The organism is Mesorhizobium sp. B2-8-1 (assembly GCF_006440955.1).
Lineage (GTDB): Bacteria > Pseudomonadota > Alphaproteobacteria > Rhizobiales > Rhizobiaceae > Mesorhizobium.
The window spans coordinates 1-12,001 of record NZ_VFTX01000019.1 but is presented as its reverse complement, the minus strand read 5'-3'; the positions used below and the strand labels follow the sequence as shown (position 1 = coordinate 12,001).

At 62.0% G+C, this 12,001-nt stretch carries 16 protein-coding genes and 2 tRNA genes; 9 read left to right on the top strand and 9 right to left on the bottom strand.

All coding sequences use genetic code 11. The annotated features are described in order from the left end of the window. Window position 1 precedes the first annotated feature (1 nt). The 4 genes from dapB to FJ428_RS29930 all read left to right on the top strand — a co-directional run bounded on the left by dapB (window position 2) and on the right by FJ428_RS29930 (window position 2,184). Entirely contained in the window at window positions 2–775 is a 774-nt protein-coding gene (gene dapB, locus FJ428_RS29945) for a 4-hydroxy-tetrahydrodipicolinate reductase (RefSeq protein ID WP_140880771.1), read from the top strand. A 503-nt stretch (window positions 776–1,278) separates the two neighbouring features. Beyond that, window positions 1,279–1,482 (top strand): DUF680 domain-containing protein, encoded by a 204-nt coding sequence (locus FJ428_RS29940; RefSeq protein ID WP_140515477.1) that lies wholly within the window; start codon window positions 1,279–1,281, stop codon window positions 1,480–1,482. 44 nt (window positions 1,483–1,526) lie between these two features. Next, window positions 1,527–1,754, top strand: a complete 228-nt coding sequence (locus FJ428_RS29935; RefSeq protein ID WP_140494359.1) for a DUF680 domain-containing protein — start codon at window positions 1,527–1,529, stop codon at window positions 1,752–1,754. Window positions 1,755–1,944: 190 nt separating this feature from the next. Beyond that, window positions 1,945–2,184 carry a DUF680 domain-containing protein gene (locus FJ428_RS29930; protein ID WP_140494357.1) on the top strand — a complete coding sequence of 80 codons (240 nt, stop codon included), beginning with the start codon at window positions 1,945–1,947 and terminating at the stop codon, window positions 2,182–2,184. A gap of 47 nt (window positions 2,185–2,231) precedes the next feature. On the opposite strand, the gene FJ428_RS29925 is transcribed toward FJ428_RS29930, so the two are convergent. From FJ428_RS29925 to purM, 5 genes are read right to left on the bottom strand one after another with little or no spacing between them, the layout of a single operon-like run. Continuing rightward, window positions 2,232–2,741: a histidine phosphatase family protein gene (locus FJ428_RS29925; RefSeq protein ID WP_140880769.1), complete on the bottom strand. Its 510-nt coding sequence runs from the start codon at window positions 2,739–2,741 to the stop codon at window positions 2,232–2,234. A 51-nt stretch (window positions 2,742–2,792) separates the two neighbouring features. After that, window positions 2,793–3,134 carry a type II toxin-antitoxin system HicB family antitoxin gene (locus FJ428_RS29920; RefSeq protein ID WP_140494354.1) on the bottom strand — a complete coding sequence of 114 codons (342 nt, stop codon included), beginning with the start codon at window positions 3,132–3,134 and terminating at the stop codon, window positions 2,793–2,795. Beyond that, window positions 3,131–3,385 carry a type II toxin-antitoxin system HicA family toxin gene (locus tag FJ428_RS29915; protein ID WP_140558881.1) on the bottom strand — a complete coding sequence of 85 codons (255 nt, stop codon included), beginning with the start codon at window positions 3,383–3,385 and terminating at the stop codon, window positions 3,131–3,133. The genes FJ428_RS29920 and FJ428_RS29915 overlap by 4 nt, the downstream gene beginning before the upstream one ends. 60 nt (window positions 3,386–3,445) lie before the next feature. Further along, the gene (gene purN / locus FJ428_RS29910; RefSeq protein ID WP_140515481.1) at window positions 3,446–4,159 is read right to left on the bottom strand and encodes a phosphoribosylglycinamide formyltransferase; all 714 of its coding nucleotides are present in this window, start codon (window positions 4,157–4,159) and stop codon (window positions 3,446–3,448) included. Continuing rightward, window positions 4,156–5,232 carry a phosphoribosylformylglycinamidine cyclo-ligase gene (gene purM / locus FJ428_RS29905; protein WP_140494348.1) on the bottom strand — a complete coding sequence of 359 codons (1,077 nt, stop codon included), beginning with the start codon at window positions 5,230–5,232 and terminating at the stop codon, window positions 4,156–4,158. Before purM ends, purN begins: the two co-directional genes overlap by 4 nt. A gap of 172 nt (window positions 5,233–5,404) precedes the next feature. On the opposite strand from purM, the gene FJ428_RS29900 reads away from it, so the two are divergent. From FJ428_RS29900 to hdaA, 3 genes are read left to right on the top strand one after another with little or no spacing between them, the layout of a single operon-like run. Next, window positions 5,405–5,962, top strand: coding sequence for a CDP-alcohol phosphatidyltransferase family protein (locus FJ428_RS29900; RefSeq protein WP_140495033.1), 558 nt, complete (start codon window positions 5,405–5,407; stop codon window positions 5,960–5,962). Further along, on the top strand, window positions 5,934–7,121 hold the full coding sequence (locus FJ428_RS29895) for an AI-2E family transporter (RefSeq protein ID WP_140494346.1): 1,188 nt from the start codon (window positions 5,934–5,936) through the stop codon (window positions 7,119–7,121). Before FJ428_RS29900 ends, FJ428_RS29895 begins: the two co-directional genes overlap by 29 nt. A gap of 34 nt (window positions 7,122–7,155) precedes the next feature. Continuing rightward, complete coding sequence (hdaA, locus tag FJ428_RS29890) at window positions 7,156–7,860, top strand: DnaA regulatory inactivator HdaA (RefSeq protein ID WP_140685792.1); 705 nt, start codon at window positions 7,156–7,158, stop codon at window positions 7,858–7,860. Window positions 7,861–8,257: 397 nt separating this feature from the next. Here the strand turns inward: hdaA and FJ428_RS29885 are convergent, their stop codons facing one another. From FJ428_RS29885 to FJ428_RS29870, 4 genes are all read right to left on the bottom strand, one after another. Then, window positions 8,258–9,268 carry an ABC transporter substrate-binding protein gene (locus tag FJ428_RS29885; RefSeq protein ID WP_140520617.1) on the bottom strand — a complete coding sequence of 337 codons (1,011 nt, stop codon included), beginning with the start codon at window positions 9,266–9,268 and terminating at the stop codon, window positions 8,258–8,260. A gap of 27 nt (window positions 9,269–9,295) precedes the next feature. Beyond that, window positions 9,296–10,084: an ABC transporter permease gene (locus tag FJ428_RS29880; protein ID WP_140520616.1), complete on the bottom strand. Its 789-nt coding sequence runs from the start codon at window positions 10,082–10,084 to the stop codon at window positions 9,296–9,298. Further along, entirely contained in the window at window positions 10,081–10,950 is an 870-nt protein-coding gene (locus FJ428_RS29875) for an ABC transporter ATP-binding protein (protein WP_140494340.1), read from the bottom strand. The genes FJ428_RS29880 and FJ428_RS29875 overlap by 4 nt, the downstream gene beginning before the upstream one ends. Before the next feature lie 306 nt (window positions 10,951–11,256). Beyond that, window positions 11,257–11,333 (bottom strand) — tRNA-Pro (locus FJ428_RS29870). A gap of 141 nt (window positions 11,334–11,474) precedes the next feature. Between FJ428_RS29870 and FJ428_RS29865 the strand changes: the two genes are divergently transcribed. Both FJ428_RS29865 and FJ428_RS29860 read left to right on the top strand, forming a co-directional pair. Next, window positions 11,475–11,780, top strand: coding sequence for an ETC complex I subunit (locus FJ428_RS29865; protein ID WP_140494338.1), 306 nt, complete (start codon window positions 11,475–11,477; stop codon window positions 11,778–11,780). 58 nt (window positions 11,781–11,838) lie between these two features. After that, window positions 11,839–11,915 (top strand) — tRNA-Arg (locus FJ428_RS29860). The last annotated feature ends 86 nt before the right edge of the window (window positions 11,916–12,001 follow it).

The window sequence follows — 12,001 nt, the reverse complement described above, 5'->3', positions numbered from 1 at the left end:
GATGGCGCCAGTCAGGATCGCAATTGCCGGTGCGCTCGGCCGCATGGGGCGCCAGATGGCGGACGCCGTGCAGGCCGACTCGCGGCTGGCGCTTACTGCCCGCTTTCATCGACCGGGCGTCGTCGGCGATGGCCTGGTCAGTCGCGACGAGGCGCTCGGCCTGGCCGATGTGGTCGTCGATTTCACCACGCCGGCGGCATCGGCCGATCTGGCGAGAGCCTGCGCCGGCCGTCGCGGACCTGCCATGGTCATTGGCTCGACCGGTTTCGATGACGCTGAATTGGCAGCCATCGCCGATGCCGCGAAAACCGTTGTCATCGTACGCTCCGGGAGCTTTTCGCTTGGGCTCAACATGCTGGTCGGATTGGTCGAGCAGGCGGCGAGAGCGCTCGGTCCCGCGGACTGGGATGCAGAGATTTTAGAGGCGCATCACCGCCACAAGATCGATGCGCCATCGGGCACCGCCCTGATGCTCGGCCAAGCCATTGCCGACGGACGTGATGTCGAGTTCGATGCGATGGCGAGGTGTGTTCGCGATGGTGTCACCGGTGCGCGGCCTGCCGGCGAGATCGGCTTCGCGGTGCTGCGCGGCGGCAGCATCGTCGGCGAGCACAGCGTCAGCTTCTGCACCGAGGGCGAGATCGTCACCCTGTCGCATGCGGCCGAGGACCGCGTCATGTTCGCCCTTGGCGCTATCGCCGCAGCCCTCTGGGTGACCGGGCGACCGCCCGGTCAATACGATATGCGCGACGTCCTTGGCTTTGGCGCTTCCTGACGGGCCAGAACCCGCCGCTTTCCATTTCTCCAGTCGCCAAAATGATTGAAAGCTTGAGCCTGCCGCGACCGGAGGCGAAGCCTCCGCGTGGAGAATGCGGAGCGCCTCTTGGCACGTCCTTCAGCCCGTTTGCAAACGACAATGTCGACCCAACCGCAAAGCAAACGCCCGGATGCGGCCACTCGCGCGGGCGTTATGTAGATAAAACCGAACCGTTCGGTTCGATTTATGTTGACGGACCGTACATCAAACGGTGACGTACGCTCTGCGCAAACGGGTGGGCTCAATGGATTTTCTCAGCAACTCGTTGATTTAACGGGACAAAATTGTGGCAGCCAGCGATGTCGTTTCAATTTCAAGGGTCGTCCCACAGCTTTTCCGGCACATTTTCGTGACTGGAAACGACAATACCGCAGGCCCATCTCGGGGTGGTCCGAGCGACGCGAAATCCTCCCAAGGGCACGTCACTAGACGGACAGAACAGACATACTGGAGTAACCAAAATGACCAAGATCGCTCTTACCGCCGCCGCCATCCTCGTTGCCACGGGCACCGCTTTCGCCGGCAGCGACAATTATGGTTCGGCCAACGCCAATCAGCCCGCCGCCGCTGTCGACCATTCCGTCACCGCTTCGACCTCGAAGACGAACGGAACCGTCCAGGCCCCGGCTTCGCAGGGCGCCGACCGCAACCTTTTCGGCCGCTAATCGCGACTGCCGACATCAACCAACTTGAACTCAGGAGTAAAGAAATGACCAAGATCGCTCTTACCGCCGCCGCCATTCTCATTGCCACGGGCAGCGCCTTTGCCGGCAGCGACAATTATGGTTCCAACAATGTCAACCAGCCGGTTGCCAACCAGTCGACCTCCAACATCGACACCACGCATACCGGCTCGATCACCAAGTCCATAAAGGCGCAGGGCGACGCGAATGCCAACGTGCCGGCTCAGTCTGGCCAGGGCATCTGGGGCCGTTGATTCTGTAAGTCTTCGACCACAAAGAGCGGTGGGCCTGGCCCGCCGCTCTTGTTTTTTGCGCATGACCAATCCTCCAAGCTCGGCAGAAAACAATCCGAGCCCAGGAATAAAACAGGAGTGCCTGGGGTCTTGTCCTTAGCGGAACCGTCCTCCCAAGACGCCGCCTAACGGATGAATCCAGGAGATTGAAATGAACAAGATCGCCCTCGCCACCGCCGCCATCCTCGTTGCGACCGGCAGCGCCTTTGCCGGCAGCGACCATTATGGCTCCGACAATGCCAACCAGCCCGTCGCCCCGATGGCGGGCGTGGACCACCTTGTCACCGGCGCGCTCAAGGATACGGGCATGGCCGGCCACGAGACAGGCGATGCCAAGACGAAGCCCACTACCGACTGGCCCGAACCCGGCCAGGGCATCTGGGGCAACTAGCGGCCCGGGCGCGCAGTGGCCCTGGTTGCCCGCTCAACCCTGGATTTCTAGCGCAGATCCTTCAGACGCAGGCAATGCGTCAGCCGCGCGGACGACAGGTTGGACCAGTCGCCCTGGAAAACGAGGCGCGCAAAGGCTGCCGTTGGAAATTTTCCTTCGAGCCTCCTGCGCGCCTTGGCCTCTGACCCTGGCCCGGCAAGCTGTTTCGCCAGATATTGCAGACCGGGATTGTGGCCGACGACCAGCAAGCTGTCGTTCGACGGATCGGCTTGACGAATCTGGCTCAGAATATCCGTCGCTGAGGCTTCATAAAGCGCCTCGGAGAACGCGACTTGTGGATGCGCTGGCAACTCCGCGTCCACCAGCCGCCAGGTCTCACGGGTGCGCAGCGCCGGCGATACCAGCGCCTGGTCCGGCAGCCACCCGCGCGTCGCGAGTTCGCGCCCTATCAATTGGGCCGCCTTCAATCCGCGTTCGGCGAGCGGCCGGTCGAAATCGGGGAGGTTGGGATCGTCCCAACTCGACTTGGCGTGGCGCAGCACAAACAACTGTTTCACGATACTCCCGGTCGAATGGCGGATGCAGATGGAGGCAGGACAGCTGCTGGTTCAGGCAATTTGCTTTTCGGCGGCCTCGCGCAAGACTTCTTCTCCCCACTGGTTCAGGCTCTTGCCTGCGAGTTCCGCTGCCATTGCGACTTTTGAATGAACCGAGGGGTCAACGCGCAACATGAGATTGCCGGAATAAGGTCTTTGCGGCGACTTACCGATTTTCGCGCAAGTTTCGACATAGTCGTCCACGGCTTCATGGAAGGCGGCTTTTAGCCCCGCGACAGTTTCTGAATGGAAGGATACGCCGTCTCGAATACCGGCAATACGGCCGAAGAAAATCTCGTCATCGTCATCATAATCAACACGGGCCGAATAGCCCTTGTAGGTCATCGCATTCATGGCTTCACTCCGATCCTCGACAAGAATTGGCGAGCATCCCGTACTTGATATCGCTTTGCTTCCTTTGAAGGGTGTGGCCGGTGGAACGTCTCGACTTCGCTCTTAAAGACAAAACGCACGCGTGAGCCGCTTCCTTCGATCACCTGGCAACCAACGGCGACCAGCAAGGTTTCGACGGCAATCCATTCGATACTGCCCGAAACTGGATCGGTGAATATCGCCTTGAGCACGCGCCTATGCTTGCTGTTCATGCAAGCATGAGATAGGCGGGTGCGCCAAAGTTTGCAATCAAATTATGACTGCAAAAATGCCTACGGCGTGATCCGCGCCAATTGCTCGAAATCGATTTCCTCGCGTAGCGGGCTCGGTGCAATGATCATCGAGGTTGCATTGTCGGCATCGTCGGCGAAGCGGGCAAACACGGTGCGGCCCTTTTCCATCCGCGCCTTGCCCTCGGCGACCAGCCCCAGCGCCAGCGGATAGAGCTGGTGTTCCACCTTCAGCACTCGTGCGGCAAGTGTGTCGGCATTGTCGCCGACCATTACCGGCACCGCCGCCTGTGCGATGATCGGGCCGTCATCCATCTCGGACGTGACGAAATGCACCGTGCAGCCATGGATACGCATACCCGCCACCAGCGCGCGCGCATGCGTATCGAGCCCCTTGAAGGCCGGCAACAGAGCGGGGTGGATGTTGATCATGCGACCCTGCCATTTCTGGACGAGGCCGGTGGTCAAAATGCGCATATAGCCGGCCAGTGCCACGATCTCGGCATTGAAGGCCGTGAGGGCCGCATCGATCGCGGCGTCGTGCGCCTGCTTGCTGGCGTGGTCGGCCCGGGAAATCACCTGGGTGGCGATGCCGCGCGCCCTCGCCATGCCGAGCCCGGCGGCATCCGCCTTGTCGGAGATGACGCCGACGATTTCGGCCGGGAAAGCCGGGTCGCTGGCGGCGGCGATCAGCGCCGTCATGTTGGAACCGCGCCCCGAGATCAGAACGACAGTGCGTTTCTTCTGCGCACTCATAGACCGATCGAACCCCGATAGATGACGCCGGCGTCGCGGCGCGGCACGATCCGGCCGATCGGCGTCACCGTCTCGCCGGCTTCCTGCAAGACGGCAGCGACCTGCGCCGCCTGGCCGGACGCCACCGCCAGGATCATGCCGATGCCGCAGTTGAAGGTGCGCATCATCTCTTCGGGCGCCACACCGCCGGTTTTGGCCAGCCATGAGAACACAGGCGGCACGTCGATGGCGTCGAGATCGAGCTCGGCCGAGAACTCCTTCGGCAGAACGCGCGGAATGTTTTCGGGGAAGCCGCCGCCGGTGATATGGGCCAGCGCCTTGATGCCGTGCGTGTTGCGGATCGCCTTCAGGATCGATTTCACATAGATCCGGGTCGGCTCGAGCAGCGCCTCGGCCAATGTGGCCTCGTCATTGAAGGGAGCCGGATCGGTCCATGCCAGGCCGCTGGTCGCAACGATGCGGCGCACCAGCGAAAAGCCGTTCGAATGCAGGCCCGACGAACCCAGCCCCAGCAGCACGTCGCCCTCGACGATGTCGTCGGTGGGCAGAAGCTGGCCGCGCTCGGCCGCGCCCACGGCAAAACCGGCAAGGTCATAGTCCTTGCCGTGATACATGCCGGGCATTTCGGCCGTCTCGCCGCCGATCAGCGCGCAGCCGGCCTGCCGGCAGCCCGCGGCGATGCCGCCGACAATCGCCGCACCCTGGTCCGGATCGAGCTTGCCGGTGGCGAAATAGTCGAGGAAGAACAGCGGTTCGGCACCCTGCACGACGATGTCGTTGACGCACATGGCGACGAGGTCGATGCCGATCGTGTCGTGCTTGCCGGCGTCGATGGCGATCTTCAGCTTGGTGCCGACGCCGTCATTTGCGGCGACCAGCACCGGGTCGGTAAAGCCGGCGGCCTTGAGGTCGAACAGGCCGCCGAAACCGCCGATCTCGCCATCGGCGCCCGGCCGGCGCGTCGCCTTGACCAGCGGTTTGATCTTCTCGACCATGAGATTGCCGGCATCGATGTCGACGCCAGCCTCGGCATAGGTGAGCCCGTTCTTACGCTTGACTGTATCGCGCTTCATATCTGGCTTGTCGCTGTTTCCTTTGCGGCTCTTCGCATGAACGGTTTCGGTCCGCAAGGAAAACGGCGCTGAAACTGCCGCTCCCCACCAGGGGAAGCTCGGCAGCTTCTCTCTTGCGTCCATCCCCCATCTCCATCATCTATCGTTCAGACAGAAGCGACGGGACATGCGCTTGACCATCCCCAACCTGATCACAATCATGCGCCTTGTCCTGGTGCCTGCCGTGGTGCTGGCCATGCTCCAGGCGCGCTGGGATTGGGCCTTTGCCGGGTTCCTCGTTGCCGGCATCTCGGACGGCGTCGACGGCTTCATCGCCCGCCGGTTCAACCAGCATTCCAAGCTCGGCGCCTATCTCGATCCGGTGGCCGACAAGCTGCTCCTGGTTTCCGTGTTCGTCGTGCTGGGCTTCATCGGGCAATTGCCGCTGTGGCTGGTCGTCACCATGGTGTCGCGCGACGCGCTGATCATTTGCGCGGTGCTGTTGTCCACCGTGATGGCCCATCCCGTCGAGATGAAGCCGCTCCTCGTCTCCAAGGTCAACACCGCCATCCAGATTGTACTGGCGGCGCTGGTGCTGGGTGAGCTTGCTTTTTCGATCCATCTCGATCCACTTCGTCCCGCCCTCATAATGCTGTCCGGGGTCTTGACCGTGGCTTCGGCCGCAGCCTATCTCGTGGCTTGGCTGAGGCATATGAGCGGCTATGGCGAAGGCTCCACCCCGGGCACCTGACAAAGAAGCTGCGGCGAGCGCGCCGGCGGCCGCCGGTGATGATCCATCCGCCGGATTCCGCCGGCAGATCTTCTTCTGGCTTGCCGGCGTCGCCGCGCTCGCGCTTTTCCTCTATGTTTTCAGCGCCATCCTCTTGCCCTTCGTGGCCGGCATGGTGCTCGCCTATTTCCTCGATCCCGTGGCCGACCGGCTGCAGCGGCTCGGCCTCAGCCGTTTCATGGCAACGGTGGTCATCCTCATCACCTTCCTTGTCGTGCTGGTGCTGGCCTTTGTCATCCTCATCCCGGTGCTGGCGACGCAGATGGCCGATTTTGCCGGCAAGTTGCCTGAGTACCTGACGCGGCTGCAGAGCCTTATCACCTCGTTCGATCCGAAATGGCTGGAACAGAAATTCGGCGTCAACGCCAATGGCCTGCGCGACGGATTGAACTCACTGCTGACATCCGGCTTCGGTCTGCTGACGACCGTGTTCACCTCGATATGGAGTTCGGGCGTGGCGCTGGTCTCGGTGATCAGCCTGTTCGTGGTGACGCCGGTGGTCGCCTTCTACATGCTGCTCGACTGGGACCGCATGGTGGCGGTGATCGACAGCTGGGTGCCGCGGGACAATGTCGCCACGGTGCGCGCCATCGCCAGGGACATCAACACGGCAACGGCCGGCTTCGTGCGCGGGCAGGGCACGCTGTGCCTGGTGCTGGGCGCCATGTATGCCACCGGCCTGACGCTAACCGGTCTCAATTTCGGCATCCTCATCGGCCTGTTCGCCGGGCTGATCTCCTTCATCCCCTATGTCGGCTCGCTGACCGGGCTGGTGCTGGCCGTCGGCGTTGCCTTCGTCCAGTTCTGGCCGGACTGGACCATGGTCGTAGCGGTCGCGGTGGTGTTCTTCATCGGCCAGTTCATCGAGGGCAATATCTTGCAGCCGCGGCTGGTCGGCAAAAGCGTCGGCTTGCATCCGGTGTGGCTGATGTTCGCGCTGTTTGCCTTCGGCGCGCTGTTTGGCTTCGTCGGTCTGCTGATTGCGGTGCCTGCATCGGCCGCGGTCGCGGTCCTGGTGCGCTTTGCCATTGCGCGTTATCTGGAATCGCCGCTCTACAAGGGTCACGGCAAGGCCGTGCCGCCATTGCCGGCCGATCGTCGCAAAGGCATCAATCCATGATCCGGCCTGGCCGGGTCGCGCGGCTGAGCCTGGCATGAGCGACCAGAGGTCCGACCCGCCGCGCCAACTGCCGCTCGATCTCGGCCATGGCACCGGCTATTCTCGGGACGAACTCGTCGTCTCCGGCGCCAACAACCAGGCAGTGGCGCTGGTCGACCGCTGGCCGGACTGGCCCTCGCCGGTGGTCGTGCTGGCCGGCCCGGCCGGTTCCGGCAAGACCCATCTGGCCTCGATCTGGCGGGCACGGGCGGATGCCGTTCAGGTCGACGCGCACCGCATCGGCGACAGCATTGTAAATCTCGGTGCCCGGCCGGCGCTGATCGACGACGTCGATACCGGCACAGTCGACCAGCAAGGGCTGTTTCATCTGATCAATGCGGTGCGCGGCAGCGGCTCGCATTTGCTTTTGACGGCGCGCCGCTTTCCCTCGGCCTGGGGCGTCACGCTGCCGGATCTGGCGTCGCGGCTGAAGGCTGCGGCAACCGTCGAGATCCACGAACCCGACGATCTCCTGCTGGCAGGTGTCATCACCAAGCTGTTCGCCGACCGACAGGTCGAGGTCGAGCCGCATGTCGTGCAATATCTGGTGCGCCGCATCGAGCGCTCCCTGGCGACGGCCATGCGCGTGGTGGAGCGGCTGGACCGCGCCGCGCTCGAACGCAAGACGCCGATCACCCGGGCGCTGGCGGCTGAAACCGTCAGCGCCATGGACGAGGGGCAGGGCGAGTTCGAGGTTTAGGGCGCGATGGTCGGCCGGCCAGCAAACGGTGGTTTCCATGTCCCTTTAGCCGTCCCATTTCGGGAAACAGAAGCTGGCACCGATCTTGCGATACAAGCTTGCCGGCTAACCCCGGTCCTGATTGCGTTCCAAATCAGGTTGTAGGCTCGCCGGGAGTGGGGCGGTTGGGGTTCTCGCCCGGCGAGCTTACCTTCATGTGACTTCAGTCACCCTCACTATTGCTGCGCGTTCGGCTTGCCCGCGCAATGCCAAGCTAGGTGAGAGAAGAACGGGTATTCGTCAATTGACGGATACCCAAAATGGCGACGGGGCCACCGAGTCGCTGAAATGCCGGCGCTCGGTGAACTCCGTGGCTGAGGCGAACGAGCCATATGCCCGCTGCTTGACGTTGATCTCGTCAGTTGGCCTTCTTCGCCTTGTTCACATAGTCGTTCGTGTACGTCTGCGTGATATCGATCTTGGCGTTGGCCACATCGGGCGAACCGAGAGAGAAAACGTCGAGCACGGCCTGCGCGCCTTTTGGATCCATGAGCCCGGTGGTCGAATACATGGGGATCGCATTTTTCAACGCGGCCAGATAGGCGTCCTTGTCGCTGCCGATCAGATTGTCGGGGATCTGGGCCATGATCTCTTCGGCGCTGTGGGAGTGAATGTAATCCAGCGTGGCAAGCATGGCATTGGTCAATCCCTGCGTTGCTTGGGGATGCGCGGCCATCCATTCCGGCCGGGTGTAAAGCGCTCCGCCGGGATAGTCGCCTCCGAATACCGCCTCGGTATCTTTCTGGGTGCGCGTGTCCGCCAGGATGGTCAGGTCCTTATGCCTGGCCTGAAGCACGGTGACGGCCGGATCGAGCGTCACCACGGCGTCGATCTGCCCTTGCTCCATGGCGGCGACGGCGGTAGCGCCCAGCCCAACGCCGATCACGGCGGCGGATGTCGGGTCGATGCCGTTCTTCTGCAGAAGGAACTTCAGGAAGAAGTCGGTCGAGGAACCGGGAGCGGTCACGCCGACCTTTTTGCCAGCAAGGTCCTTCACTGACTTGATCTTGCCGGTCTGGCCCGGCGCCACCGCCAGCACCAGTCCCGGGAACTGGTCGTAAACGACGAAGGATTGCAGGCGCTGGTTCTTGGCGGCCAATTTCACCGTGTGATCGAAATAGCCGGACACCACATCCGCGCTGCCACCCAATACTGCGGTCAGCGATTGAGAACCGCCCTTGAAATCGACGAGGTCTGCATCGATGCCGGCTTTTTCGTAAGCGCCGATCTGTTTGGCGAGCACGGTCGGCATATAGCAGAGGCATGACGCTCCGCCGATCGAAATGGTGACCTTTTCGGCGGCCCCCGCGTCTGTGGCCACCGCGAGCAATACGACGGCGGCGGCCGCCAGTTTCGAAATGATCCTCATGATCTCCTCCTTGAGCTGGATTGGGCCCTATCGGCCTGGTTTCGAGAATTCAGGCCGCCAGACAAGCAGCCGCTTTTCGACCAGCGTGACGATCCAGTCGATCAAGAGCACAAAAGCGGCGAGGACGAACATTCCGGCAAAGACGCCCGCTACGTCGAAAACGCCCTCGGCCTGCTGTATCAGATAGCCTAGTCCGCCCGCCGCACCGAGATATTCGCCGACCACGGCGCCGACCACGGCAAATCCGACGGAGATATGGAGCGATGAAAACACCCAGGACAATGCCGATGGCATATAGACGTGGCGCAGCAATTGCCGTTCGTTCATGCCGAGCATTCGGGCATTGGCCAGCACCGTCGTGTTCACCTCCCTCACGCCCTGGTAGACATTGAAGAAGACGATGAAGAAAACCAGCGTCACGCCCAAGGCAACCTTGGACCAGATGCCGAGGCCAAACCAAAGCGTGAAGATCGGCGCCAACACGACGCGGGGAAGCGCATTGGCCGCCTTTACATAGGGATCGAAGACGGCCGCAAGTCTCGGCTTGCGGGCAAACCAGAAGCCGATCGCGATCGCTGCCAGCGAGCCGATGGCGAAGGCCAGCATGGACTCCCACAGCGTGATCCACAGATGATGCCAGATCGTCCCGGTGGCAAACCACTTCCATATCTGGCCTGCCACCGCCAATGGGGTCGAGAAGAAGAAGGAAATATTGTTCGGATCGCCGATCAGGTGCGTCGTCGACGCTGCCTGCCAGAGCGCGATGACGATGACGGCCACGGTTAGCTGTGCGAAAAGCAGCGTCGTCCTTTTCATCGGATCGCTCCTTCTTCAATCTCGCCGTAAGCCTTGAGCACTTCCTTCTTCAGCATGTGCCAGATGTCTCGATGCAATTCCTGGAAGCGCGGTTCCAGCCTGATTTCCGAAATATCGCGTGGACGCGCCAGCGGGATTGGAAAGTCGCCGATGATGCGTGCCGAGGGACCGGCTGACATCACCACCACGCGATCAGCCAGCGCGATCGCTTCTTCGAGGTCGTGGGTGACGAACATCACCGCCTTGCGGTCGTCCGACCACAGCTTGAGCAAAAGGCCGCCCATGATCAGCCGCGTCTGTGCGTCGAGCGGTCCGAAGGGTTCGTCCATGAGGATGATCTTGGGGTCGCGGATCAGCACCTGCGCAAGAGCAACGCGCTTTTTCTGGCCGCCTGAAAGCATGTGAGGGTAGCGCTCGCAGAAAGCAGCCAGGCCGACGCGTCCGAGCCATGCTCGCGCGCGTTCCTTTGCTTCGGAAGAGGGCACGCCTGCCACTTCCAGCCCGATGGCCACATTGTCCAGAGCGGTCTTCCAGGGCATCAATGCATCCTGCTGGAAGAGGTAGCCAGCCTGTCTGTTGAGACCGCGAAGCGGGGCGCCGAACACACGGACGCTGCCTGCCGAAGGCTCGAGAAGCCCTGCGCCGGCATTCAGCAGCGTTGACTTGCCGCAGCCCGTCGGCCCAATGATCGCCACGAATTCCTGGTCGCCGACTTTCAGATCGGCGCGGGCGACCGCCTGGAAGCTACGCCCGGCCGCCAATGCGAAATCTATGGTCACTCCATCGAGATCGACCGCGATCCCGGTTCCGGCTGGCGGCTGTCTGAATTTTGTCTCCGTGCCGCCCGTGGCGGTTTCCGTCGTCATGCCGAATGCCGCCCTGCGCCGAGACGGGTGGGTGTCCAACTGTCGCTCATGGTTCCTCCGTGAGGCTTTAGCGGAGACCGTCGATGTCCGATGGTCATCTGTCGCCCCACACCGTGCGGTGTTCCGGCTCACAATAGTCGATGCGGTGGAGCAGGCAACTTTGCCGTCCGCGGCTTTTTGTTGCGACCGTGACATGCAGCAGCAAAGACAACTGGCCGCGCGGAGATTGCCGACAGCCCCATTCTGCACCCGACACATTGCCATTCGCAGGCGCCAACGGCCCTCGATTGCCTTTTCTGTGAAAGGTGGTCGGAGTGGAGAGATTCGAACTCCCGACCCTCTGGTCCCAAACCAGATGCGCTACCAGGCTGCGCTACACTCCGAACGGTCTGTTGCCTATTCATTTCAGTGTTGCATGGCAAGTGCAAAAACCTGCAAGTGCAAAAACCTTGCCGCCGTCCGCATTGCGCAGTAATGACGGGCGAAGAGGCGGCCATGCTGCCTTGCACAGCAATGAGGTGGTCATGTCCGCGCGCATTTTCAGTCCAGCCAAAACCGCGATGCAGTCCGGCACGGCCAAGACCGGCCATTGGGTGCTGGAATTCGATCCCGAGATGCGCAAGAAAATCGACCCGCTGATGGGCTACACCACTTCCGGCGACATGAGGAGCCAGATCAAGCTGACCTTCGACACGCGTGAAGAGGCCGTGGCCTATGCCGAGAAGGAAGGGCTCGCCTACCGCGTCGAAGAGCCGAAAGAGCCCAAGCGCCGCCAGATTTCCTATGCGGAAAATTTCCGCTATGACCGCAGGACGCCCTGGACGCATTGACCGGCAAAGCCCGGGCGGGCGCCAGCGCAGACATCTTACCGGCTCCGAGCCGGCCAGCGGTCCCGTAGCTCAGCTGGATAGAGCACCGGCCTTCTAAGCCGATGGTCACAGGTTCGAATCCTGTCGGGATCGCCAATAATTTCAAGGTCCGTTCCGGACACATAGGTTACGGTTTATACCGGAGACATGGGTAACACTTTTGGCCCGAAGGGGTTTTGGAG

Coding starts and splice junctions, on each gene's coding strand:
- purM (WP_140494348.1), bottom strand. CDS start 5,232: ATGAAGCGCGATACAGTCAAGCGTAAGAACGGGCTCACCTATGCCGAG.
- FJ428_RS29930 (WP_140494357.1), top strand. CDS start 1,945: ATGAACAAGATCGCCCTCGCCACCGCCGCCATCCTCGTTGCGACCGGC.
- FJ428_RS29880 (WP_140520616.1), bottom strand. CDS start 10,084: ATGAAAAGGACGACGCTGCTTTTCGCACAGCTAACCGTGGCCGTCATC.
- FJ428_RS29940 (WP_140515477.1), top strand. CDS start 1,279: ATGACCAAGATCGCTCTTACCGCCGCCGCCATCCTCGTTGCCACGGGC.
- FJ428_RS29865 (WP_140494338.1), top strand. CDS start 11,475: ATGTCCGCGCGCATTTTCAGTCCAGCCAAAACCGCGATGCAGTCCGGC.
- FJ428_RS29875 (WP_140494340.1), bottom strand. CDS start 10,950: ATGACGACGGAAACCGCCACGGGCGGCACGGAGACAAAATTCAGACAG.
- FJ428_RS29935 (WP_140494359.1), top strand. CDS start 1,527: ATGACCAAGATCGCTCTTACCGCCGCCGCCATTCTCATTGCCACGGGC.
- FJ428_RS29895 (WP_140494346.1), top strand. CDS start 5,934: ATGGCGAAGGCTCCACCCCGGGCACCTGACAAAGAAGCTGCGGCGAGC.
- hdaA (WP_140685792.1), top strand. CDS start 7,156: ATGAGCGACCAGAGGTCCGACCCGCCGCGCCAACTGCCGCTCGATCTC.
- FJ428_RS29920 (WP_140494354.1), bottom strand. CDS start 3,134: ATGAATGCGATGACCTACAAGGGCTATTCGGCCCGTGTTGATTATGAT.
- dapB (WP_140880771.1), top strand. CDS start 2: ATGGCGCCAGTCAGGATCGCAATTGCCGGTGCGCTCGGCCGCATGGGG.
- FJ428_RS29885 (WP_140520617.1), bottom strand. CDS start 9,268: ATGAGGATCATTTCGAAACTGGCGGCCGCCGCCGTCGTATTGCTCGCG.
- purN (WP_140515481.1), bottom strand. CDS start 4,159: ATGAGTGCGCAGAAGAAACGCACTGTCGTTCTGATCTCGGGGCGCGGT.
- FJ428_RS29915 (WP_140558881.1), bottom strand. CDS start 3,385: ATGAACAGCAAGCATAGGCGCGTGCTCAAGGCGATATTCACCGATCCA.